We start from the raw sequence: 22,910 nt of genomic DNA, 5'->3' as shown, positions 1-22,910 counted from the left end.
CGTTGCTACCAAGGTCTTGAGCGGACTTGAACTCCCGGCACCATTTTTGTTTCCACCTCCCATCAAATCAACGGCTTGGCTTTCGAACGGACTAAAGCCCATTCTTCACTCGGAAGTTCAATTTCTTCGCGGTTTCTTTTCTGCGCCATCGAGCAGGACCGTGTTGAGCCGCTCGACGTCTGGTGTCTGAAGCATTCCTGCTCCGGTTCGAATAGCGTCTTGCCAGGCAGGCCCGTGCTCCCATGCTTCGTTGTAGGCAAGCGCCAAGTCGGCAGATCGCCTTGTCTGCTGCAGGGCTTCAAACAGCAGCGCAAGTTCCGCCATCCAAGATTGACACACTCCCTATTTTACGCTTCGAAATCTACTCTAGTATCGTGCGAAATCATCGATGGGGATGCGGGGGATGGCATGGCAGAACGTCGGGGCGATCGCAGAGTAAAATGGCTAACTCTCTTGCTTGTAGTGCCATGTCTGGCGGTCCTTTGCGTGCCGATCTATAACTTCGATAAGCCAAGGATATTCGGGATTCCCTTCTTCTACGCTTGGCAGATAGGCTGGATCGGCGGCGGCGCTCTCATAACATGGCTGGTCTATATCGCCGTTTGGAAGGACCGTGACGTATGAGCGCCGGCCCTGTGACGATCTCGGTCTTTATCACTCTGTTCGCCGCTATATCCTCTCTTGGGTTTCTGGCGACGCGCTGGAAGAAAGCAGACCTTAGCCAGCTTTCTGAATGGGGCCTGGCCGGACGTCGCTTTGGACCGCTGCTGATCTGGTTTCTTCTGGGTGGTGACCTTTACACCGCCTACACATTCGTCGCTCTACCCGCACTGATGATGGGCGCGGGAGCCTTCGGCTTTTTTTCGATCCCGGTTTCAGTAATCAGTTTTGCCCTCGTCTTTGTGGTGTTTCCCAAAGTGTGGACAATATGTGCAGAGGGGGGCTTCACGACGGCGGCCGATCTCGTTGAGGGCCTGTACGGAAGCCGAACGCTCGCGCTTATGATCGCGGTAACGGGTATCCTGGCAACGGTACCCTATATCGCGCTCCAACTCGTGGGTCTCGAAGCTATTTTCGCAGGCATCGGGCTCAATGCGACAGTACATCTCTTCGGGTTCGATATCGAGCTGCCGCTGTTCGTGGCCTTCGCCGTAATGGCGGGTTTCACCTATAACGGAGGGCTGCGCGCTCCGGCGATGGTCGCGATTTTCAAAGACATCCTGGTCTGGATAACGCTGATCGCGGCTGTGATCGTCATCCCCGCCCAACTCGGCGGTTATGGAGCGATCTTCGATGCTGTTCCAGCGGAGAAGCTTCTCATCGCCTCCTCGCCGCCTGACAGCCTTGGACCGCATTTCGCCTACTTCACGCTGGCGCTTGGAAGCGCATTGGGCCTCTTTCTCTATCCCCATACGCTGACGGGCCTACTTGCGGCATCGAGCCGAGACGTGTTGCGACGGAATGCGATCTTCCTGCCGCTCTACTCGATCGCGCTCGCATTCCTCATGCTCCTCGGATTCATGGCGATCGCAGCGGGCGTCAAGGACATGCCGGAGTTCGCGGAGGGCTTCGCCAGGTTCGGTAACGTCTTTGCGGTACCCGCCCTGTTTAATCACATGTTTCCGGAATGGTTCCGTGGCGTGGCGTTCGCCACCATCGCTGTCGGCGCGATAGTCCCGGCCGCCATCATGTCGATCGCGGGAGCCAACCTGTTTTCGAGAAACATCTACAGAGCCTACATCGATCCGAAGTGCAGCGACGGGAAGCAGACCCAGGTGGCGAAGGTGTTCTCGTTATCGATCAAAGTCGGAGCGCTCGGCTTCGTCACCCTGCTACCGAACACCTCGGCGGTCCAGTTCCAGCTCCTTGGCGGGATTTTGATGTGCCAGACCTTGCCTTCGGTAATCGTCGGCATTTACTTGCGGTGGCTTCATCCCGCAGCGCTCATGGTCGGTTGGCTTGCAGGCGTTGCGGCCGGTATCTCGATGGCGGCGTCGACGGGCTTCACGAACTCGCTGTACACCCTCGAGATTCTGGGAATCTCCATACCCTGCTACTCTGCGGTGAGCGCCCTCGGTCTGAACCTGCTTATAACCTTTGCGGCGAGTGCAATGTTGCGGGTTACTTCGAAGGATAGGGAGATCAGGCTCCAAGGCGGAGCCTGATCAATCGTTTAGAGCGTATCGATGACACCGCCATCGACGCGGACTGAAGCGCCCGTTGTCGCCGATGCCAATGGGGATGCCAGATATGTTACTAGGTTGGCTACCTCTTCGACCGTCGCGGCACGCTGGATGATCGAGGTGGAGCGATGCTTTTTCACAAAGGCAGCTGCCACGTCCTCGATCGGCAGTCCCGTATTAGCCTGTTCTTCCGCCAGCATCGCCCCCACCCCTTCGGAAAGTGTCGGGCCAGGCAATACCGAATTGACGGTGACGCCTGTTCCCGCCATTCGCTTCGCCAGCCCTCTGGCGACGGCGACATCGGCGGTTTTGGTGACGCCGTAGTGGATCATGTCCACGGGAATATTGAACCCCGATTCCGAAGCGAGAAAAATGACCCGCCCCCAATCCCGCTCCCGCATTCCGGGCAGATAGGCTCGCGCCAGCCTGACGCCCGACATCACGTTGACCTGCCAGTGGCGGTCCCAGACTTCATCGGCAGCCTCGAAAAAATCAATGGGCTGGAAGACGCCCGCGTTGTTGATGAGGATATCGACGTGTGGAACCTGGTTGACCAATGCAGCACATCCTTCGGCGGTAGAGACGTCCGCGGCCGCTCCCGAAACCTTGTTCGACGCGAGTTCGGCGGCAAGCCGACCGGCCGTCTCTCTGGTCTTGCCTTCGGACCTGCCGTTGACCACCACGGCCGCGCCCGATTTCGCAAGCTGCCGCGCGATCGCGTAGCCTATCCCTTCCGTTGACCCCGTTACGAGAGCCGTCTTACCTGTCAGATCGATTTGCATGTCGGCTCCATTAATGACCGGCGATAGTGAAGAGGATTTCCGAAAAACCGGGTACGGTCTTTTCCCGGTTCCAGTCTCGCTGGAGCTCGCAGATCACCTGGACCCAGGAGACTGGCTTGGCCCCCGCCTGAACGAGCCGTTGCACACCGAGATCGTGGGCTTCGAGCGAGGTTCCGCCGACACAATCGATGACGGGGTACACCTCGAAGCCTTCGCTGATGGCGTCGAGCGCCGGGTGAACAAGGCAGACCTCGGTCCATAAGGCGGCCATGATGAGTTTAGGTCGCTCGGTCGCTTTGACGGCGCGGTTGAAGTCTTCGTCTTCCCAGGCGTTGATCGAGGTCCGGTCGATCGCCTCGACGTCTCGCAAAACGTCCGTGATCTGGTGGATGGTTGGCTGGTTGCGACCGGTCTTGACGTTCACTGTCGAAAGCACCACCGGCATCTCGTAGAGTTTGGCGATCCTGGCGAGGGCGGTGATATTGGCGACGAGCTCACGCTTCGGCCGTGATGCGATCGACGCCACCTGGACAGGCTGGAAATCGATGATGACGACAGCCGCGTTTTGCGGGGTCAGGAGATTGTCTTCGATCGGATCGCGCGGTTTCGAAAATGAAGTCATGGAATCCTCCTTTTGATGTCGCGGCGACCTTGGCAGTCGCCGCCTGATCTTCATTTCTGGGCAGCCGGCTTGTCGAGGAAGGAGCGGATGGCCGAGACAGTCGCCTGAGGCTGCTCCTCCATCAACCAGTGGCCGGAGTTCGGTATGACGACCTCCTGCACGTTGTCCGCGGCAGAGCGCATGACAACAGCCATAGTCGCGCCGAGGGAGTGGTCGCCTCCTATCGCCAGCACCGGCATCTTCAGGCGTTGCTTTGCGACGAATGCCCTGTTGTCGATGACGTCTTGATCGAAAGCGGCAAACTGGAGAAACCCGGCGTGCATGCGCCCGGGCTTCGAGTACATGGACGCGTAGTGCTTACGCGCCGCTTCGGGAAACCCAGTCTTCGTCGCGGCGAACTCGTTCCAGAAGCGATCGAGGTAGATGCGCTCGCGGCCCTTCACAAGCCGTTCCATGTCGGGTCCGCCGAAGCGGAAATGCCAGAGGAGGGGGCTTTTGAGAATTTCATCCCAAGGACCGACACCGGGAACCGGCGCGTCCATCATTACCAGCCGAGTTGCCCGCTCCGGATGTGCCTCGGTAAAGGCGAAAGCGACCATATTGCCGATGTCATGGCCGACAACGTCGACTTGCTTGACGCCGAGGCTGTCCAGGACCCCCGCGATATCTTCAGCCTGGTTCTTCTTGGTGAACCCTTCCATAGCGATGGCGGACAATCCCATGCTGCGGAGGTCGGGTACAATCACGGTGTGGTCGCGGGCAAGCTCGGTCGCGAGCGGTATCCACATGTCTCCGGTGTCGCCGTAACCATGTATCAAAACGACCGCCGGCCCTTTTCCGCCGGACCGGACGTGGATGGTCGTGCCATTGGACTTCACGTCTTGGCTCTTGAATGCCGCCGGAAATTTAAGCTCGACGGCAAATGCTGTGCCGGAAAGCGTTGCAATTGCCGCGAGTGCAAGAAGTAGTCGTTTCATTGAAGGTGCCTCCAGTTTCGACCGCATCCTGTGTGGAGAAGCGTCATTGCGCTTGAATGTTATGAGCGTCGTTGGTCGAAAACGCGCGCGATGCGAACCGTTTGGCATTGTCGGGTTCACGAGACGGAAAAAATAGGCAAAGGACGGCGATATCGTTCAAGTGCGACGCAACGGTCGACCTTTACAGGGCCTACGGCGGCTATACAGTGCAAGCTCGCTGAGCCGATCATTGCGGGGTTAGGACTTGGGAGGAAGAGCTTGCAGTCCGACAATGCCTTTAGGGAGAGCTTCGTCAGCCACTTCAAGGCCGACGCGATTACCCAGCTCGTAACAACAGGGCCCAAAAAGGCGCGTCTTCTTGTCTCGCGCGTACGCAGAGACACCCCCGGCCATGGACCGGCGGTTCGCCCGGCCGAAACCGACAAGACGATCGGAACGACATTCGCCGTCCTTCTGCAGCTGCGCGAGCAGGCCAAGCGTGAACTGCATGTGGACGGCAAATGTGTGCATCGCGGTTCCTACGCAGCCCGCACCACGAGTATCGTCAATCACGCCGAACATCCCGTCGCGAACCTGATGAGCCCGTTCGACAATCTTATCTTCGTCGTGTCTCAGTCCGCCTTGAACGAAATCGCCTACGAGAGGGGATGCGCTCGGGTCAATGAACTCCGCTGCCCCCTGGGCGGTATCTACGACGAGACTGTCTGGCATCTTGGAAACGCGCTCCTTCCCGCGCTGGAACGTCCACACGAAATCAGCGCCATCTATGCGGAGCAAGTCATGCTCGCCGCCAACACCTATTTCGCGCAGACGTTCGGCGGACTTCGTCCCGCCAATGAAAAGCTCGGAATGCTCGCACCTTGGCAACTTCGACGTGCGACGGAAGCCATCGCCGGCATGTCTGAAGAGGAGGTGTCGCTCAAAGACCTGGCATCTCAATGCGGACTTTCGGTAAGCTACTTTGTCCGCGCTTTCAAACAGTCGACCGGCGAGCCTCCCTACCGCTGGATGCTCCGTCATCGGGTAGAGCGATCGAAGTCGATGTTAGCCGATTCCGGCGCTTCCGTAGCGGAGATCGCCATCCTCTGCGGATTTGCAGACCAGAGCCATTTCACCCGAATGTTCAAGGCATTCGTAGGGGTGACGCCGGCCGCCTGGCGGCGGACTGCCAAACTCTGACAAGACGAGTGTCCTGGGAGCACAAACGTGGAAACAGATCATCAATATGCGCGGAGGCAGGTGCGGCAGTTCAAGGCCGACTCCGTTGCGCAGATTGTTGCGCCGGGTCTCGGTCATTCGAAGCTGCTGGTATCAAGAGTTCGACGTGACACCCCGGAACACGGGTTTGCGACACCGACGAGGCCCGACGCGGTGTTCTCCGTTCTTGTCCAACTGCGCCAGCAGGACAGGCGAGAGCTTTATCTCGATGACAAGCTTGTGCACCAGGGCATGTTCCCCGAGCGAACCGTGTCGGTCGTTAATCATTGGCAACGACCGAAGGCAAACCTAATGAGCGCCTTCGACACGGTTATCTTCACCGTTCCACAGTCAGCTCTGAACGAAGTCGCTGCCGATCATCGCCTGCCGTCGGTCGAGCTCCTCACTTGCGAACACGAAGGCCGGATCGACCATGCGGTCTGGAGCCTTACACAGTCGCTGCTTCCGGCGCTCGACCGACCTGAAGAGGTTGGTTCGCTGTATGCCGAACGTCTTCTCCTCGCGAGTACGACTTATTTCGCCCACATCTTCGGAGGGATGCGTCCACCGACAGCCATGTCGCATCGTCTATCTGCAAACGAGAGCGGACACGTGACGGAGATGATGGACGGCAAAGTGCATAGCGACATCTCGCTAGCAGATTTGGCGTCAGAGCTTGGCATGCCCCCTGGGCAGTTTGTCCAGTCATTTCGAAGGACCATCGGAAAAGCTCCTGACGAGTGGATGCAAGGCCGTCGCATCGACCGCGCCCAAACCCTTCTGGCCCGCAAGGTTCCGACCACCGAAGTCGCCGCGTTATGCGGCTTCTCAAGTGTCAGACATTTCATTCGTGACTTCACGTCTTCCGTGGGCATGTCGCCCACGGAATGGATAAAGCATGTCTTCCATTGACGTCCAACCAGCGCGGTCAACGTTTGCGACTGATCGCCTCTATCTCACAGGGTTTCTCTTCTGAGTCATCCTGTGGTACTAACCCGCCATCATCAGCACCCGATTGTGTAGGCTGATGCCTGAGATGTCATACGCGCTCCTGCCTGGCAAACAGGAGGAGTGTAATGCTCTACGTTCCCGATGCCGCCACCACTTCGGACAACCGCGATTTGTTGAAAAGCAGGATGCGGCGCTATGCGGTCCGCTATTACATCACCGGACCGGAACGCGAGGCGCTTGTCGCCCAGAAAATCATCGCGCTCGTCAAAGAACCTGAAGCTCTCTTCGGACACTGCCATTCCGCAGGTTCCGGTATTGCTATCTGTCAATAGAGGAGCAAGCCCCCGACGGCTGCGATGCCAGCAAGATGCGGATTTTTCCCTCGCGAAATCCCTCTCGAAAAAGGTCGCAGGACAATTTGATTCCATAGCAATCGTGCAGTCCCATCGTCTCGAAGCAAAAAGCCGCGTGGAGGATTGTCCTGTCCACGTTTCCCAACACGGGCCGATTTCCTCCGAACCGCGTCAATTATGGGATGGCATTTTGTCCTGTTGAATTGACCCCGATCCGGCTGCGCACCTAAAATAAATTATCTATTAACTCCATAGACTAAGGTGCATTTAATGGCAGGTCGGTTTTCTCGTCGCAACGTTCTCAAATTCGGCGCTGCCGGAGCTCTTCTTTCTTTGCCGCTGAAGGGCGGGGCCGCTTTGGCCCAATCCTCTTCTGATTTTCCGGCAGAGCTGCGACTGGATTGGGGATTTTATTCCTCCCACACCATGCTCATCAAGAACAAGGGTTGGCTGGAAGAGGCATTCAAGGATGTCGGCACTAAGATCACCTGGGTCCAGTCTCGTGGCAGCAACAACTCGCTTGAGTTCCTGAAGGTCGGTTTAACCGATTTTGCCGGGTCCGCGGGCCTCTCTGCATTCCTGTCGCGCGCCAACGGCGTGCCGCTCAAGATCATCTATGTCGCAAGCTGGGGCGGTTCCTCGATCATTCAGGTGAAGCCGGATTCGCCGCTCAAGACCGTGGCGGACTTGAAGGGCAAGACGATCGCTGTGACGAAGGGCACCGGCCCCTATTTCACCCTCGTGCGGGCGCTGGCGCAGTTCAAGCTGTCGATCAACGACCTGAAAGTCGTCAATCTCCAGCATCCGGAAGGTTTCGCCGCCCTCCAGCAGGGCCAGGTCGATGCCTGGGTCGGTATCGACCCGCAGACGGCCCAGGCCGAACTTGCCGGCGATCGGGCAATCTTCGACGAGCGCAGCTGGCGTGACGGCAGCGTCTTCAGCGTCTCGGAAGCGTTTCTCGCCAAGCATCCGAAAGCCGTGGAACGCGTGCTCAATGTCTGGGCGCAAACGCAGAAATGGATTCGCGAGAACAACGATGAATTCATCGCGTTCGTGACCAAGCAGACCGACAGTGACCCGAAGATTACCGAGCTGACGGTCAGGCGGCGCGACTGGAAAGACCCTGTGCCCGGCGAAGAGCTGCTGGCTTCGATCCGCACCGTCACGCCGCTGCTGGGCGAAGACGTGCTGCGCCCCGGCACGAATGTCGAAAACGTTCTGGCCCAGCTTCTCGATCCCGTTCCGGCCAAGAAGGTTCTCGGCGCATGAGCCTCTCGTCTCGGGAGATCGACACCGAGCCTCATGTGACCGGGCGCGAAACGCGGTCACCAGGGCTCCTGTCGAAACTGCGCAGCAGGCTTCTCCGCATCGATCTGCGCGGGGCGATCGTGCCGGTCGGTGCGCTGGTCCTACTCGAACTGTTCGTGCGGATGGGCTGGATCAGCCCTTATGTCATCCCCGCGCCTTCCGAGCTCTATCAGACATTTCTGCGCCTGGCGGAAGGGACGCTCTGGACGAATATTGCCGCGAGCAGCCTTCGCGTTCTCGCCGGCTTCGTCATCGGTTCGCTGCTTGCGGTCGTCGTAGGGTCGATCGTCGGGATGTGGTTTACGGCCGAGCGCTATCTCGAGCCGACCTTCCAGGCCTTAAGAGCGGTTCCGAGCCTTGCCTGGGTTCCGCTTCTAATGATCTGGTTCGGGATCGGAGAGACGTCGAAGATCGTGCTGATTGCCAAGAGTGCGTTCTTCCCGGTCTACCTCAACCTGTTCTCCGGCATCCGCAATGTCGACCGCAAATTGGTGGAGGTCGGCGAGATGTACCAGCAGTCGCTTCCGGTCCTTGTCTGGCGCATCTTCATTCCGGCTTCGTTGCCGCATCTTTTTACCGGTCTTCGTTACGGCCTGTCGCTCGCCTGGCTGAGCGTCGTAGCTGCCGAGCTCCTGGCTGCCTCCGAAGGCATCGGCTACATGCTCTCCGACGGACGTGAGCTTTCCCGTCCCGATCTGGTGTTGATTGCGATCTTCTGCCTTGCCGTGCTCGGCAAGATTTCCGACAGCATCTTCAAGATCGTTGAGGATCGCTGCCTGAAATGGCGTGACACCTATTCCGTCTCGTTCACGGGGCGTACGTCATGAGCATTCTCGATATCGATGTACGCAACAAGTCGTTCGGCGACATCACGGTCCTACACGACGTTCATCTCGCCCTGCATGACGGGGAAGCCGCGGTGCTGCTGGGCCCGAGCGGATGCGGGAAAAGCACGCTTTTGCGAATTGCCGCCGGCCTTGACAAACGGTTTACCGGCAATGTCTTGGTCAACGTAAACGAACCGGGCAGGCGCTCGGCTTCCCCCGCGATCGCCTTCGTTTTCCAGGAGCCGCGGCTGATGCCCTGGCTCACCGTCGCGCAAAACATCGGTTATGCCGACGGGCCGCGGTTCAACGCAGCCCGGGTCGAGCGGTTGATCGCCGATGTGGGATTGAACGGTCACGCCCGGACCTTGCCGAAGGCATTGTCGGGCGGCATGGCGCAGCGCGTCGCGATCGCCCGGGCGCTTTATACCGAACCACGCATCCTGCTTCTCGATGAGCCGTTCAGCGCCGTCGACGCCTTTACCCGCATGAAGCTTCAGGACCTTGTCCTGCAGCTCATCGAGCGCCGCGGCATCTCCTTCCTCCTCGTCACCCATGATATCGACGAGGCGCTTTATCTCGGCGACCGCATCTACATGATGGGTGCTCGGGACGGGGGCATTCAGCATGATCTGATGGTTGACGTACCCCGCCCGAGGGACCGGCGCGCGCCGCGGCTGGCGGAACTGAAGAACGAGGTGCTGACCGCGCTGCAGGCAGCGCATGTCATCTGATGGCCGAGCTGCCTTGGGCTGAGCTCGGCTCCTCCCTTGCCTTCGCCGAGTAGCGACTTCCAGTAAAGAATAGACATGCGAACACCAAACGGCATTCCTCTCATTCTCATCATCGGTGGCGGTTACGCGGGCGCTGCTCTCACCATCCGACTGCTGGAGACATGCCGGCAGCCGTTGCATGTGGTCATCGCCGAACCGCGCGCAGAACTTGGTCGTGGCGAGGCGTACAGCACCTCGGAAACCGCGCAGCTGATGAACGGCCCGGCCGGCAATTTTTCGATCCACCTCCAAAATCTGTCGCATCTTGCCGAGTGGGTGGAACGCACAGGCCACGACACAGGCATCCAAATCCCTCCAGAGGGCGCGGCGAATATCTTCATTCCCCGCAACGTCTTCGGCCGCTATGTCGGCGAAGAACTGCAACGCGCGATCGATCGTGCCGGTGCAGGAACGCGTGTCTCTCACTGGCAGTCGGACGTGGTGCGATTACGGCGCGACAATGACGGGACTTTAAAAGCCGAATTCAGCGATGGCCGCCACCTGCGCGCCGATATCGCGGTTCTGGCGACAGGCGTTTTCCCGCTCGCGGAAGATCCGGCACTCGCGCCGCTCGCCGGCGACTGGCGCCTTGCGAAACCCTGGCAATCCGACAGGCTGGACCGCTTGAGCCGCCTGCAGGATATCCTGATCGTCGGTGCGAGCCTTAGCATGGTCGATACGGTCGCGAGCCTCGAAACACGGGGTTATCGCGGGCGATACCATGTGATCTCTCGCCGCGGCCATCTCATCCAGGCCGTGCGTCCAGCGGGCGAGCCTGTGCCGATCCTCGATCCCGATGCGCTGCCCCAGACGACACGCGAACTCCTGGCGACCGTGATCCGGACGCGCCGCACGATCCTTTCGGAAGATCGGGATTGGCAGGTTCTGCCGCTCAGTCTCCGGCCCTTCATCCTGCCTTTGTGGCTTGGCGCTTCGACGGCGGAGCGACTGCGCTTCGCGCGACATCTGCGTGCATTATGGGATGTGACAGCACATCGCGCGGCGCCGCCTTCCTACGCGAGGATCGAAGCCGCAAAGGCAGAAGGGCGATTCAGCGCCGGCGCGGCACGCCTCGTCTCAGCCGAACGGGCAGGCGATCTGGTGCGCGTGATCGTGCGTCCACGAGGTGAAAGACAGACCCGCGAGGTTCTCGTCAATGCCATCGTCGATGCTCGCGGCCATCAGGAACATGACTGGAGCAGGATCAAGGCGCCATTGGTGAAGGACCTGCTGAGCATCGGTATCGTCCGGCGGCACCAGACGGGTTTCGGGATAGATGCGGCAGCGGATGGTGCCGTCATCGGCATGGACGGTGCCACGCATCGCGACCTCTTTGCCATCGGTCATCCCCTGCGCGGCGTCGCCTGGGAATCCAGTTCGTTGACGGAATTGCGTGCCCAGGCTGCGGCTCTGGCCGAAAGATTGTCGAACGCTCTGAACGCCTCGAAGGTCATCCAATTGCGCGAGATTGAGACTGTGGCTTGAAGGCCACGGATTGCAGCCGCCTTGTGTCTAATCGGCTTGATGGATCGAGGCGTCGGCTCTCCGGCCAGATTTTCGCGAAGGAACGATCAGGGCCGGACGTGACTTAGGCACGCAGCTGAGGCGTGGCATGTATCGCAAAGCTGGCTAGATACATGTCCCTACTCCACGCTCTTATCCAGCACGTTGCGGGCGATCGCCATCACATCTTCTCCCAACGGCCGATCGTCGACCATTGTCGGAGCAAGCCTTCGAACGAAGGCATGGACGGCATCCGTCTCTTGCCCGCAGCGATGTCCAGGACGTTGGTCGACGGCCTGCGCTGCGGCCAGCATCTCGCAAGCGATCAGCAGGCGCCAGAGTTCCAGCATCTCGCCGAGTTTGCGGACAGCGAGGGCGGATTGCGTCGCATGATCCTCAACGCCTTCCGACACCGAAAGGAAATCGAGCATCACAGGGTTGGCCTTGTGGCGAATGTCGGCCATGAGCGCCGCAACGGTCTTCTGCAAGGGAACGAACCCGGCCGACGCCATGCCGACCGGCGAAAGATAGCGCGGCAGACCGTTGCGGCCGGCACCTGTCATCTGAATGAAGCGCGCTGCCGACGCAGCAGCCGCCTGCGCCACGGCAAGGCCGAGCGTCTCGAAAGCCAGAGATAGCGCCGGTGTCTGGAAATTGCCAGACGACAGGACCTGCCGTTCATCCAGGAGGACGACCGGATTATCGGCGGCGGCATTCAGCTCCAGCTCGACGATCTCAACCGCCCTCGACAATGCATCGGCAAGCGCACCGTGGATCGGTGCCAGACAGCGGAGGCTGAGTGGGTCCTGAAGGGGCGCCCCCGGTCCAAAGAGCGTCGAACCCTGCAGCATCTCTAGCAGCCGGCTCGCTTCCTCGGCCTGCCCTGGCGCGGGTCGCGCCCGCTGGATGGTGGGCGACAAGATGAGCGGATTGCCGGCCATGCCTTCGAAACTCAAGGCCGCCGCGCGGCGCTGGGCATCGAGCATCTTTACCGCATCAAAGAGAACGAGCGCACCGGAGCCACAGGAAACGGCCGATGCGTTGAGAAGCGATATTCCATCCTTCGGCTCAAGTCTTGCAGGCGCAAGACCGGCAAGCTTCAGCGCCGCGCCCGCCGGATAGCTATTGCCCCTATATTCGGCCTTTCCTTCTCCGACAAGTGTCAGGGCCATGGCAGACAGAAGCACCAGATCGCCTGCGCCGATCGAGCCGATCGACGGCATGACCGGATGGACGCCGGCATTCAGCATGGCAAGCAGAGCCTGAAAGGTGGGCAATGAAATACCCGATCCGCCGACCGCCAGCATCGAGAGCCTTGAGGCGATGACCGCGCGGACAACGTCACGCGAAAGCGGATCGCCGACGGCTACACCACGGCCGCGGATCAATTGCAGCTGGAACGCCTCGATATCGCCGGTCACCGACGTTTTCAGGTTGGCGCCGAGTCCGGTGTTCATTCCGTAGATCTGCTGGCCGGCCGCAGCTGCGTCTTCCAGAATGCGGCGAGCCGTGATCAACCGATCGCGGACCGATCGGTCGATCTCGACCACCGCATCTCGACGAGCGATCGCCGCGATGTCGGTGATCGAGGTTCCCGAACCGGTCATCAGAATGCGGGTCATGCGAAACGCAGCCTCTGGCCGATACCGTTTTTACGCGCCTTCGTCAGCAGCGCATGGCCGAGCGCGATATCGCTGAGCGACAGGCCCCGATGCCAGAGAAGGATCGTTTCGTCTTCGCTCTGGCGCCCTGGCTTCAGACCGGCAACCACCTGACCAAGTTCGGCATGCAATGTCTGTTCCGACAGCCGGCCCGTCTCCACGTGGGCGCGCAGCGAACCGAACTTGCCGGTTTTGCACTGGCCCCAGTCATCGACGACCAGCTTATCCATGATATCGGTCAGCGACAGTTCGATCGCGCTCATCGTGCCGTAAGGGACGACGAAAGCGCCCTTCTTGATCCATTCCGTCTTGAGCAGCGGCTCAGGCTCGGAAAGGCGCGAGGCCTCGACGACGATATCGGCACCTTCGACACAGTCGCGCCAGTTGTCCGTGACGGTGATCTTCTTGCCGAGATCCTGTTCAAGCTTGGCGCCGAAGGCATCCCGGCTTTCCGGCCGTCGGGAATGCACGCGGATCTCGTCGAAATCATAGAGATGGTCGAGCAGGCGAACGTTCCAATAGGCCGTCCCGCGGGCGCCGATATGGCCAAGGACTTTCGATCCTTTGCGGGCAAGGTGGCGCGCACCGAGCGCCGTCACCGCGCCGGTGCGCATGTCGGTTATGACCGTCGCGTCGAGGATCGCCTTCGGCACGCCGGTGCGCGGATCGAAGAGGTTAAGCACGCCGAATTCGGAAGGATAACCGAGCTTGTAGTTGTCGACATAGTCGCCGACCACTTTCACGCCCGCGAGACCGATCGGCGCGACGTAGCCGCGCAGCACGTTGAAATGGCCGTGGAAGCTCGCATCCGGCTCAAGGTGAACACGCGGCTCGATGACCGTCTCGCCCCTGCCCTGCGCGCCGAGCGACGTTTCGATGGCGGCGAGGATTTCATCATTGCTGAGATCGAGTGCCTCGATATCGAAGGCGTTCAGGTAGTCGATATAGATGGGATCCATTGTCATCCGGCTTTCTTGTGGAGTGGAGCGGAGAGACCGAGATTCTGGCGCAGCGTGCGTCCTTCGTAGTCTTCACGAAAGAGGCCGCGGCGGCGCAGTTCCGGAACCACATGCGTGACGAAATCCTCGAGGCCGGAGGGAAACAGTGGCGCCATGACGTTGAAGCCGTCAGCTGCGCCTTCTGTAAATCGCTCTTCCATGGCATCGGCAATCTGTTCGGGCGTGCCGGCAACCTGCCAGTGGCCACGGGCGCCGGCGAAATGACGCGCCAGTTCTCGGATTGACAGTTTTTCGCGCTTGCCGAGATCGATGATCAGTTGCTGCCGGCTCTGGATGAGATTGGTTTGCGGCATATCGGGCAGCGGTCCGTCGAGCGGATAGGCCGACAGATCTTGGATGCTGAGATAGCTTGCGAGCAAGGCGACGCCGACGGCATCGGGGATCAGCTCCTGCAGCGCGCGATACTTGGCCTTGGCTTCCGCCTCCGTGGCGCCGACGATCGGCGAAATGCCGGGCATGATCTTGATGTCGTCGGGCTGACGTCCGTATTTGGCCAGTCGCGATTTCAGATCGGCGTAATAGGCCTGCGCCTCGCCTAATGTTTGCGAAGCTGCGAACACGACGTCGGCGGTACGTGCCGCCAGCTCCTTGCCGACATCGGACGCACCGGCCTGCACCATGATCGGCCGCCTCTGCACCGAGCACTGGCCTTCAAGCACGCCATCGACCGCGAAATGTTTGCCGTGGCGATGGACGGGATGCAGTTTGGTTCGATCGGCAAAGCTGCCCGCATCCTGCAGCAGATATGCGCCGTCGTCCACGGCATCCCACAGCGCGAGCGCAGCATCAGCGAACTCATCGGCTCGCTCATAGCGCTCCGAATGCGGCCGCAGACCGCTGCTTGCAAAATTTTCGGCTTCGAGTTCGCTTGCCGACGTGACGAGATTCCAGCCAGCCCTGCCGCCGCTCAACTGGTCGAGCGAGGCAAATGTACGGGCAAGTCCATAGGGCTCGTTGTAACTTGTCGAGGCCGTCGCCACGAGGCCGATATGCGATGTGTTGACGGCAAGTGCTGCAAGCAGGCTCAGCGGCTCGAAACCCGTCGACCTCGCGGCCTGGCTCGCCATTTCAGGATTGCGCTCGCGGATGGCGGCGGCATCCTCCACGAATAGCATGTCGAACTTGCCTTTCTCGGCGATCTGGGCAAGCGCGATGAAGTGGTCGATATCGACGCCGGCCGACGCATAGGCATCCGGATGCCGCCACGCCGCGATATGATGGCCGCCCGCCATCAGGAAGGCGCCAAGTTTCATCTGCCGATCGTGGCTCATGATACGCGCTCCAGTTCAGCGGCCGGGTAGAACGGGCGCGAGAGGCCGAGGCGGTCACGCAGGGTGAAACCGCTCTTCGTCTCGATCAGTCCGCGGCGCCGCAGTTCCGGCACCACGTCCGAGAAGAACAGGTTTCCGATCGCGACCGTCGGCGGCAGGATCGTGAAGCCATCCACCTGTCCGGCACCAAGCCATTGCGCAAGCGCATCGGCAATCTCGACCGGGGTCCCGACGAGGCGTGCTGCGGACAGCGGCTGCATCGCCCGATCCGCCTCGCTAAACCGAAGCGCATGACTTGCCGCCTGCGCAGCCTCCGAGCTTTCGCCGATAACCGGCACGACATTGGCGAGAATCCGAACGTCCTCCCGTCGCCGGCCGTTTGCTTCGAGCAAATGGGCGAAGTCGTCCGCTGCCTCGTTCGCGTTTTCCGGCGTCGCCTCCTGAAGCAGGATAAGTTCGGCGTGATGCGCGGCTAAAACTCTGGCTTCGCCGTTTAGAAACTGAGCGACGACCGGCCTGCCCTGCGGCGAACGATTGACGTTGAGCGGCCCACGCACCGCGAAATGCTCGCCCTTGTGCCCAAGCACGCGCATTTTGCCCGGCTCAAAGAAGCGGCCTGCGGCCTTGTCGTAGATGAAAGCATCATCCTCCCAGCTGTCCCAGAGGGCGCGGACCAGCCCGAGATATTCCGCATCGCGGCCAGGGTCGCCTGCTGTGGGAAGGGCAACCCAGCCCGTTCGCCCCCGGCTGATCTGATCCAGCGAGGCGAAACGGCGAGCGAGATTGTAAGGCTCGTGCTGGGCAGTGGCAGCCGCCGCGAGGAAACCGATCCGGCGCGCCCGTGTCGCCAAAGCTGCAACAAGCGTCGTCGGTTCAAAGGGTGTCGCAACTGGCGAGAGATCGTCGGTTGGCCGCTGGCCAAGGCGATCGGCGAGCAGGACGAAATCGAAACCCGCCTCCTCCGCTTGCTCGACCTGGGAAAGCAGTGCGTCGAAGCCGAGCTTTTCCGGCGTTCCGCCTTCGCGCCAGGCAGACGGATGATGACCGAACGGTGTGAGGGAAAAACCGAGATGCATCAGAAACTCCTGCGCTCAGATCGCGAAGATGGCGTTGCGCGTCAGGTGCCCAGTCACGATGCCGCCGGTATCGACGACCGCAAGCACGTCGCTATTGGCCGCGACCATCAGCGACAAGGCTTCGCGGAGGTTGGCGCTGGCCGCGACGCTTGCCGCCGGCGACGACGGGGCGCCCGCCAGCATCGCGTCGGCAACGGAAAACAGGCTGAGCCGCTTAATCGCCCGATCGATGCCGACGAAATTCGCGACGAACTCGTCCGCGGGATTGGAGAGGACCGCATCCGGCGTATCGTATTGCACGATCTTGCCGGCACGCATGATGGCGATACGGTCGCCAAGACGGATCGCTTCGTCGAGATCGTGGGTGACCAGCACCACCGTCTTGCGCACCCGCTTGAGGATCTGCTTGAACTCGTCCTGCAGGCGAGCCCGGGCGATCGGATCGATGGCGCCGAAAGGCTCGTCCATCAGAAGTACGGCTGGATCAGCCGCCAAGGCGCGCGCCACGCCGATGCGCTGACGCTGGCCGCCGGAAAGCTGGCGGGGATAACGCTTCAGCATCTCTTGCGGATCGAGGCCGACGAGACCCAGCAGTTCCTCGGTGCGCTTGACGATTTTGGGCTGGTCCCAGCCGAGCAGGTTCGGCACGGCAGCGATGTTTTCGGCAATCGTCATATGCGGGAAGAGCCCGACATTTTGGATGACATAACCGATATGGCGCCGAAGCTGCACGGGATCGGCCTTGGTGACGTCCTCGCCATTGACGAAAATCCGGCCTTCCGTCGGTTCGATCAGCCGGTTGATCATCCGCATCGTCGTCGTCTTGCCGCAGCCGGATGGGCCGATCAGCGCCACAGTCGAACCTTCGGGCACTTCGAGCGTCAGGTTGTCGACCGACGGCGCGGCGCCTGCATCATAGCGCTTGGTGACATTCTCCATCCGGATCATGCGGTGGTACTTTCTGCAAACAGGTGTTTTTCGACGCGCCCGAGAATCAATTCGGTGCTGAGCGCCAGGATCGCGATCGGCACGGCGCCGACGAGGAGCCGCGACGTGTCCATCATGCCAATGCCGGTCGCGATGAAATCACCGAGCCCGCCACCGCCGATAAACGGCGCCAGCGTCGCGCCGGCCAGCACTTGGACGGCAGCGGTCCGCGCGCCGGCAAACATGGCGGGAGCGGCCAGCGGAATGCGGATTTTGCGCAGGACCTGGCTGCGGCTCATGCCCATGCCGATCGCCGCCTCCACGGCATCGGCATCGACATCGCGCAGACCGACATAGGCGTTGAGCAGGATCGGCGGAAGCGCAAGCACGGTCAGCGCCACGATCGACGGCATGATGCCGATCCCGAGCAGCGGCATCATGATTGCCAGGATCGCGAGGCTCGGAATGGTCCGGAGACCATTGATGGTGTTGATGACGCCGAAGGCGAAACGTCCGTAATTGACGATGAGGACCGCGAGCGGCAGCGCGATGGCGAGCGCAATCGCCATCGACACGCCCGACATCAGGAGATGCTGGCCCAGCGCACGGAAGAACTCGGTTTGATGATCGACGACCCAGAAGAAGGCTTTGCTCAGCATGTGCGCGCCCTCAATGCCAGCGCACCAGGGCACGCTCCGCCCGGGTGAGGATGAAGTCGAAAACGATCGCCAGCAGCGCCGTCAGGAGCCCCCCGACGAGAATCTTCTCGGCATATTCCTGGTCGATACCAATCAGGATGATCGACCCGAGTCCTCCGCCATCAATGAAGGCGGCGACCGTCGCTATGCCGATGACGGTGACCAACGCAATGCGCGCACCCGAGACGATCAGCGGCAGTGCCAGCGGCAGTTCGATGCGGAACAAACGCTGCCATGGGCCGTAACCCATGCCGTCGGCTGCATCGAGCACATCCGCCGGAACTCCTCGGATGCCGGTAACGACGTTCCGCAGCAAGATCAGCAGACAATAGGAAGACAATCCGATTAGTGCCGGTTTCATGCCAAGCCCGAAGAACGGGATCAACAGGGCGAAGAGCGCGAGGCTGGGAATCACGAAAATGACGTTCGTCACGGTCAGCGCAAAGGCATAAAGGCGAGGCCGACGGGCGCACACGATGCCGAGGACCAGCGCGATCACAAGGCCGATCAGCACCGAGGAAATCGACAGCACCAGATGCTGCCAGACGGCAAGCGCGATCTCCGGAATATGCTTCGGTGCCCAGTTCAAACGCGAGGTATCCTGTCTAAGCGATCAAGACAATACGGCGAAGCTGACAGCTTCGCCGTATTTCATGGTATGGACAAGCGATGGTTTCGGCGCTCAGATGCCCTGAGCTTTTAGGAATTCCGCCGCGACTTCCGCCGGTTCCTGCTTGTCCCGATCGACCTTGGCGTTCAGCTCGCGCATGGTCTTGTTGTCCAGACGCGGGCTGATCTTGTTGAGCACCTCGGCGATCTTCGGGTTCTTGGCAAGCGCGTCCTGACGCACGACCGGAACGAGGTAATAGGGCGGGAAGAGGTCCTTGTCGTCTTCCAGAACCACGAGCTTGTTGTCGGAGATTTGCCAGTCGGTCGCAAAGCCGTAGGAGACGTCAAGATCCTTGCTGGTCAGCGCGCTGTAGCGAATGCCGAGCTTGGCGAAAATCTTGAACTCCTTGAACTCGATGCCGTAGACCTGCTTCAGGCCCGGCAAGCCGTCCTTGCGCTCGCCGAAGCCGCCTTCGGCACCGAACGTTAGGTTCTTCGAAGCGGGGCCGAGATCGCTCAGCGTCTTCAGCTTGTACTTTTCGGCCGTTTCCGGCAGCGTGATGATTGCATAGCCGTTGTTGATCTCGGTCGGCTTCAGAAGCGTCAGCTTGAGATTCTTTTCGTAATAATCCTTGACGTCCGTGTAGATCTTCTCCGCCGAGCCGGACAGATCACCCTTCACGACGGCAGCCAGCGCCGTGCCGGTATATTCCGGATAAAGGTCGATCTCGCCGTTCATCAGTGCCGTATGGGCGACGAGCGTGGCGCCGAGATTGAGGCGGCGCTGGACCTCGATGCCGGCCTTCTCGAGAGCCTGCGCATAGATTTCGGCCACGACGAACTGCTCAGTGAAATTCTTGCTGCCGATCTTGACCGCATCGGCCTTGGCAGGCATCACGGCGGCCGCAGTTATCATTGCGCCCGTAAGCACCCCGGTCAGAGATTTCCAAAACATTCCAGTCCCCTTGAACAAACATACTGCGGATTCTTAGAGTATTTCATTCTTGTCGGCGCGAAATGGCGTACCAATTTTCATCCGCTTGAGAGAATTTGCCTTCTGAATTGGGGCTGCATCTTTCTCCGGTCAAGTCCGCCCCGGCCATCTGTGGCGCCAGCGCGCGCACGGAGAGAAAAATCGAGCAAGCCATGCGACACGCTGCTTTTGAACGCGAACGATTGGCCCACGTTGGATTGACTAGGCGAAAACGGAGCGGGCGAAGGCTCGAGGAAAAGCTTGACGCTGGAAAATGCATTCTGCGTGGTCATTTTCAGACAGAGAAACAGCGGTTATCGTTGCCGCCGAATTGACATGGCATATGAACAACCCGCGGAGCGAATTTCCTGACATGGTCACGTCCCCTTTTATCGAAACCGAACAGTTATGGCATTGGCGGAGGAGGATCGCAGATCTTTACCTCGAGATCCGTTCCAACTCTAACCCCGAAGCGGCATGGGAGCTTTGGTGTGAGACCCGTTCGAAATTGTTCCGCGACCACCCGCAGTCACCAATCGAACCGGAAGACCGGGAAACATATCGCGGACCGGAAACATTTCCTTACGACCCTTCGTTGCGCATAGAGGTGGAGCTCGGTCCAGTAGAACCGGAAAAGATAACTGTCGCAACAGGAGTGGACGGCGAGCTGTCGTTGCGTTCGTTCGCCAGGACGATTGGTCTGGAAAAAAGACTTGAAGGCGAATTGACGCTTTACTGGATTGAGGGATACGGCGGTGGAGTGTTCCTTCCGTTTGTCGACGCAACTTCAGGAACGGAAACCTACGGCGGCGGCCGGTACCTGCTCGATACAATTAAAGGAGCAGATCTGGGAGCGGTGCGCCCCGACGGCTCGCTGACACTCGACTTCAACTTCTCCTACTTTCCGTCCTGTTCTTACTCTTCTCGCTACGTGTGTCCGCTCGCGCCATCAGGCAATCGTTTGAAAGGCGCGGTGAGAGCGGGCGAACGACTACCGGTCTAACGTTTTTCTTTGCCAGTATTTGAGTTGTTGGCCGATTGATCGACTACAGCATTCTTCACCGAAGTCGCTTTGGGCGAAACATTAAATCGGTGACAAATGGGAGCTGCGTCTCGGAAGGCGTTGTGTTCTGTGACAGCAGGATCGACAAAATATCGCCAATCGGTCCTGCTACTGCGTTGCAAAAAGCTTCAAAACTGGCTTTCCGCACCTAATTTCCAGGCGCAACGCCCGATGTCACACCTTCCCGCTGCTCGGTATCGACAAGAACCGCCAACATGACCTGCGCGACAGCGTCGCGAACGAATTCGCGGTAGGCGACTATGGTGGCACAAAGCTGGCAAACGCCGCCAATTCTTGGAAAGGTCGGATTCACTCCATAGTGACCTCGCTTGCCATTGCCCTCTACGCAAGGTCTTGAACTCAAGTTGGAACGGTCAATCTGGTGATAGTGACTAGTCTCTTCTGGAAATTCCTGCGGATGACGATTTCCGCGACGATAAGGTTCGGCAGCCAGCACGACCATCCCAGAAAGCCGACCATGTCGTCGTATGAGTAACCACCTACGGCGCCAAGCCCGAGCTGGATACGAAGTGTAACGCCTGCCATTGTCAACGCCGCCGAGCGGATCATCCAGCGTTGGTGATCGCTGACCCGATGCTGCATAGCGAGCATGATCCCGTAAACAGTTGCTCCGACCCAGGCGATTGCCAGAAGCGCAAAACCCCAGGCCGCGACAGTTCCGGAGTGGGTGGTGACGGCAAGCCACAGACCGGCAATACCCGCTGCAACGATCGACAGTCCATAGATGCGCCCAATCCAGCGGTGTGCCTCAAGTCGCGTCTTGCGTAGACCGTGCCAGAACTGGAAAGGCACAAGAGCAAGCGCGATCGAAGCCAGGATGATGTGACCGAAGAAGGCAATCGGGCGTAGTTCTGCATGATATACGAAGCCGTCCATCATCTCGGCGACGCCGCCGAACAGCACGCGAGCCGTCGCGAGCGCGATGAGCGGACACAAAAGCCACAGGAGGACGAACCTGCCGGCTTGCGCGATGGATTTCAACATGGCGTTCTCCGATCGTGTTGGGGTTGCGGGCGCGCTTCGTGACGATGGCTGCGGATCGGGCACGGGAAAATGTTGCGGATCAGAGCCCGCTTGGGCCATGAAGGCTGGAGCGGCACCAGCCTTCATGGCGCCTTCGCGGCGTGTTACTTTTCTGACGGGGCGATCAGAACTTGTAGCCGACAAAGAGGGATGCGGAGGGTTGGGTCTTTTCCTTCACGACAGGGCTGTCTGCAGCGTCGCCGGTAAGAAATCCGGCGCCGGCCTCGCCCCGCACCAACCAGTTTTCCGACAGCATGTACATCGCTGACACCGATACATCCACGCGCTTCAGGCCGGCCTCGGCCTTGTATTCGGGTAGGCCGGATGCCGCGGACTGTTGCCCGTTGACACCGAAATAAGCCTGCATGTGCTTGTCGTTGGCGATGATTGCCTTGGCACCCGCACCCAGGAACAGGCGCTCCGTGACCGGCGCCATATATTCGACGCCGAATGTCCCAATCAGGCTCTCGCTGCCGTCAATGGTTTGATCGACCGAGGCATAGATTTCCAGACCCCGCCATTCATAGGCGATCTTCGCACCGACGGTTGCCGCGAAATCGATATCACCGAGGCCGCGCAGGCGGTCGTCGTCCTTCTCTTTGCGGCCCGTCTCATAGCCGATCTTGCCAGACAGGGAGAACCCGTTCTGCTCGAATGGTGTGATCGTCACGCCGCGCGGATCGATTTCGAGCCAATCACCCCAGGTGAAGACGATGAATGGGACCGGAGAAACCTCGAACTCGTCACCACCTTCATAGGTGGGCTCGTAGATTCCGCCAGCACCGACGATCAAGCTCCAGTTGCGTTCCTTTGGCTCCTTTTCGAACCGCGCGTTGTCGAACGGAGCTTCAGGCACTCCCTCGGCAGCACTTGGATCTGCCGCAAAGGCATATGGTGCCGAAAAAATCGTGAAAGTGACGCTCAGCGCGCCGACCGCAAGGCGACTTCTGATCCAACTGAGACAAGACATGGATGCTCCAACTGTTCAGGCGCGGTCAAAACCTCGCCAACGTTATTCGACATCCCAGAAGTGCCACCGATGAGCAGCCGGCAGGATTACGTTGTGTTGCGATTTGTTTCGGGACGATTGTCGGCA

23 protein-coding genes and 1 pseudogene are annotated in these 22,910 nt (G+C 59.9%); 10 read left to right on the top strand and 14 right to left on the bottom strand.

The features are described 5' to 3' along the window. Positions 1-62: 62 nt before the first annotated feature. A pseudogene (locus tag KX729_RS22490) lies at positions 63-318 on the bottom strand (hypothetical protein); the annotation flags it as partial. Positions 319-408: 90 nt separating this feature from the next. On the opposite strand from KX729_RS22490, the gene KX729_RS34575 reads away from it, so the two are divergent. Together KX729_RS34575 and mctP are read left to right on the top strand one after the other, a co-directional pair. Further along, on the top strand, positions 409-624 hold the full coding sequence (locus tag KX729_RS34575) for a DUF3311 domain-containing protein (protein ID WP_219744735.1): 216 nt from the start codon (positions 409-411) through the stop codon (positions 622-624). Beyond that, positions 621-2,165: a monocarboxylate uptake permease MctP gene (gene mctP, locus KX729_RS22480; RefSeq protein ID WP_219744734.1), complete on the top strand. Its 1,545-nt coding sequence runs from the start codon at positions 621-623 to the stop codon at positions 2,163-2,165. The genes KX729_RS34575 and mctP overlap by 4 nt, the downstream gene beginning before the upstream one ends. A gap of 8 nt (positions 2,166-2,173) precedes the next feature. Here mctP and KX729_RS22475 read toward each other — a convergent pair whose 3' ends face one another. Genes KX729_RS22475 through KX729_RS22465 form a run of 3 tightly spaced genes read right to left on the bottom strand, consistent with a single transcriptional unit; the run spans position 2,174 to position 4,564 of the window. Continuing rightward, complete coding sequence (locus KX729_RS22475; RefSeq protein ID WP_219744733.1) at positions 2,174-2,965, bottom strand: SDR family NAD(P)-dependent oxidoreductase; 792 nt, start codon at positions 2,963-2,965, stop codon at positions 2,174-2,176. 10 nt (positions 2,966-2,975) lie between these two features. Then, the gene (locus KX729_RS22470; protein WP_219744732.1) at positions 2,976-3,587 is read right to left on the bottom strand and encodes a hydrolase; all 612 of its coding nucleotides are present in this window, start codon (positions 3,585-3,587) and stop codon (positions 2,976-2,978) included. A 50-nt stretch (positions 3,588-3,637) separates the two neighbouring features. Further along, positions 3,638-4,564, bottom strand: a complete 927-nt coding sequence (locus KX729_RS22465; protein WP_219744731.1) for an alpha/beta fold hydrolase — start codon at positions 4,562-4,564, stop codon at positions 3,638-3,640. Between the two features lie 258 nt (positions 4,565-4,822). Here KX729_RS22465 and KX729_RS22460 point away from each other — a divergent pair, with 258 nt between their 5' ends. From KX729_RS22460 to KX729_RS22430, 7 genes are all read left to right on the top strand, one after another. Further along, positions 4,823-5,743: a helix-turn-helix domain-containing protein gene (locus KX729_RS22460; protein ID WP_219744730.1), complete on the top strand. Its 921-nt coding sequence runs from the start codon at positions 4,823-4,825 to the stop codon at positions 5,741-5,743. Positions 5,744-5,770: 27 nt separating this feature from the next. Continuing rightward, on the top strand, positions 5,771-6,673 hold the full coding sequence (locus KX729_RS34425; protein ID WP_219744729.1) for a helix-turn-helix transcriptional regulator: 903 nt from the start codon (positions 5,771-5,773) through the stop codon (positions 6,671-6,673). 164 nt (positions 6,674-6,837) lie between these two features. Then, a complete protein-coding gene (locus KX729_RS22450; RefSeq protein WP_219744728.1) occupies positions 6,838-7,044 on the top strand; it encodes a hypothetical protein in 207 nt (68 codons plus the stop codon). A gap of 291 nt (positions 7,045-7,335) precedes the next feature. Further along, entirely contained in the window at positions 7,336-8,334 is a 999-nt protein-coding gene (locus KX729_RS22445; protein ID WP_219744727.1) for an aliphatic sulfonate ABC transporter substrate-binding protein, read from the top strand. Next, positions 8,331-9,200, top strand: a complete 870-nt coding sequence (locus tag KX729_RS22440; RefSeq protein ID WP_219744726.1) for an ABC transporter permease — start codon at positions 8,331-8,333, stop codon at positions 9,198-9,200. Before KX729_RS22445 ends, KX729_RS22440 begins: the two co-directional genes overlap by 4 nt. Further along, on the top strand, positions 9,197-9,931 hold the full coding sequence (locus KX729_RS22435; RefSeq protein WP_219744725.1) for an ABC transporter ATP-binding protein: 735 nt from the start codon (positions 9,197-9,199) through the stop codon (positions 9,929-9,931). The genes KX729_RS22440 and KX729_RS22435 overlap by 4 nt, the downstream gene beginning before the upstream one ends. A gap of 75 nt (positions 9,932-10,006) precedes the next feature. Continuing rightward, positions 10,007-11,455 (top strand): FAD/NAD(P)-binding protein, encoded by a 1,449-nt coding sequence (locus KX729_RS22430; RefSeq protein ID WP_219744724.1) that lies wholly within the window; start codon positions 10,007-10,009, stop codon positions 11,453-11,455. A 158-nt stretch (positions 11,456-11,613) separates the two neighbouring features. Here the strand turns inward: KX729_RS22430 and KX729_RS22425 are convergent, their stop codons facing one another. The 8 genes from KX729_RS22425 to KX729_RS22390 all read right to left on the bottom strand — a co-directional run bounded on the left by KX729_RS22425 (position 11,614) and on the right by KX729_RS22390 (position 19,689). Further along, positions 11,614-13,095, bottom strand: a complete 1,482-nt coding sequence (locus KX729_RS22425) for an HAL/PAL/TAL family ammonia-lyase (RefSeq protein ID WP_219744723.1) — start codon at positions 13,093-13,095, stop codon at positions 11,614-11,616. Next, complete coding sequence (locus tag KX729_RS22420) at positions 13,092-14,093, bottom strand: ornithine cyclodeaminase family protein (RefSeq protein ID WP_219744894.1); 1,002 nt, start codon at positions 14,091-14,093, stop codon at positions 13,092-13,094. Before KX729_RS22420 ends, KX729_RS22425 begins: the two co-directional genes overlap by 4 nt. Positions 14,094-14,095: 2 nt before the next feature. Continuing rightward, positions 14,096-15,424 (bottom strand): LLM class flavin-dependent oxidoreductase, encoded by a 1,329-nt coding sequence (locus KX729_RS22415; protein WP_219744722.1) that lies wholly within the window; start codon positions 15,422-15,424, stop codon positions 14,096-14,098. Next, positions 15,421-16,500, bottom strand: a complete 1,080-nt coding sequence (locus KX729_RS22410) for an LLM class flavin-dependent oxidoreductase (protein WP_219744721.1) — start codon at positions 16,498-16,500, stop codon at positions 15,421-15,423. Before KX729_RS22410 ends, KX729_RS22415 begins: the two co-directional genes overlap by 4 nt. A 15-nt stretch (positions 16,501-16,515) precedes the next feature. After that, the gene (locus tag KX729_RS22405) at positions 16,516-17,448 is read right to left on the bottom strand and encodes an ABC transporter ATP-binding protein (protein WP_219744720.1); all 933 of its coding nucleotides are present in this window, start codon (positions 17,446-17,448) and stop codon (positions 16,516-16,518) included. After that, a complete protein-coding gene (locus KX729_RS22400) occupies positions 17,445-18,086 on the bottom strand; it encodes an ABC transporter permease (protein ID WP_219744719.1) in 642 nt (213 codons plus the stop codon). The genes KX729_RS22405 and KX729_RS22400 overlap by 4 nt, the downstream gene beginning before the upstream one ends. A gap of 10 nt (positions 18,087-18,096) precedes the next feature. Then, positions 18,097-18,714, bottom strand: a complete 618-nt coding sequence (locus KX729_RS22395; protein WP_219744718.1) for an ABC transporter permease — start codon at positions 18,712-18,714, stop codon at positions 18,097-18,099. A gap of 93 nt (positions 18,715-18,807) precedes the next feature. Next, a complete protein-coding gene (locus KX729_RS22390; RefSeq protein WP_219744717.1) occupies positions 18,808-19,689 on the bottom strand; it encodes a glycine betaine ABC transporter substrate-binding protein in 882 nt (293 codons plus the stop codon). A 391-nt stretch (positions 19,690-20,080) separates the two neighbouring features. Here KX729_RS22390 and KX729_RS22385 point away from each other — a divergent pair, with 391 nt between their 5' ends. Next, a complete protein-coding gene (locus KX729_RS22385) occupies positions 20,081-20,710 on the top strand; it encodes a DUF1684 domain-containing protein (RefSeq protein WP_219744716.1) in 630 nt (209 codons plus the stop codon). A 420-nt stretch (positions 20,711-21,130) separates the two neighbouring features. On the opposite strand, the gene KX729_RS22380 is transcribed toward KX729_RS22385, so the two are convergent. Continuing rightward, positions 21,131-21,775 carry a DUF2306 domain-containing protein gene (locus KX729_RS22380; protein WP_219744715.1) on the bottom strand — a complete coding sequence of 215 codons (645 nt, stop codon included), beginning with the start codon at positions 21,773-21,775 and terminating at the stop codon, positions 21,131-21,133. Between the two features lie 163 nt (positions 21,776-21,938). Further along, complete coding sequence (locus KX729_RS22375) at positions 21,939-22,670, bottom strand: MipA/OmpV family protein (protein ID WP_312991716.1); 732 nt, start codon at positions 22,668-22,670, stop codon at positions 21,939-21,941. Positions 22,671-22,910 lie beyond the last annotated feature (240 nt).

Source organism: Neorhizobium populisoli, from assembly GCF_019430945.1.
Classification (GTDB): Bacteria; Pseudomonadota; Alphaproteobacteria; order Rhizobiales; family Rhizobiaceae; genus Neorhizobium; species Neorhizobium populisoli.
The sequence above is the reverse complement of the archived record's forward strand: the minus strand, read 5'-3'. Positions and strand labels throughout refer to the sequence as shown.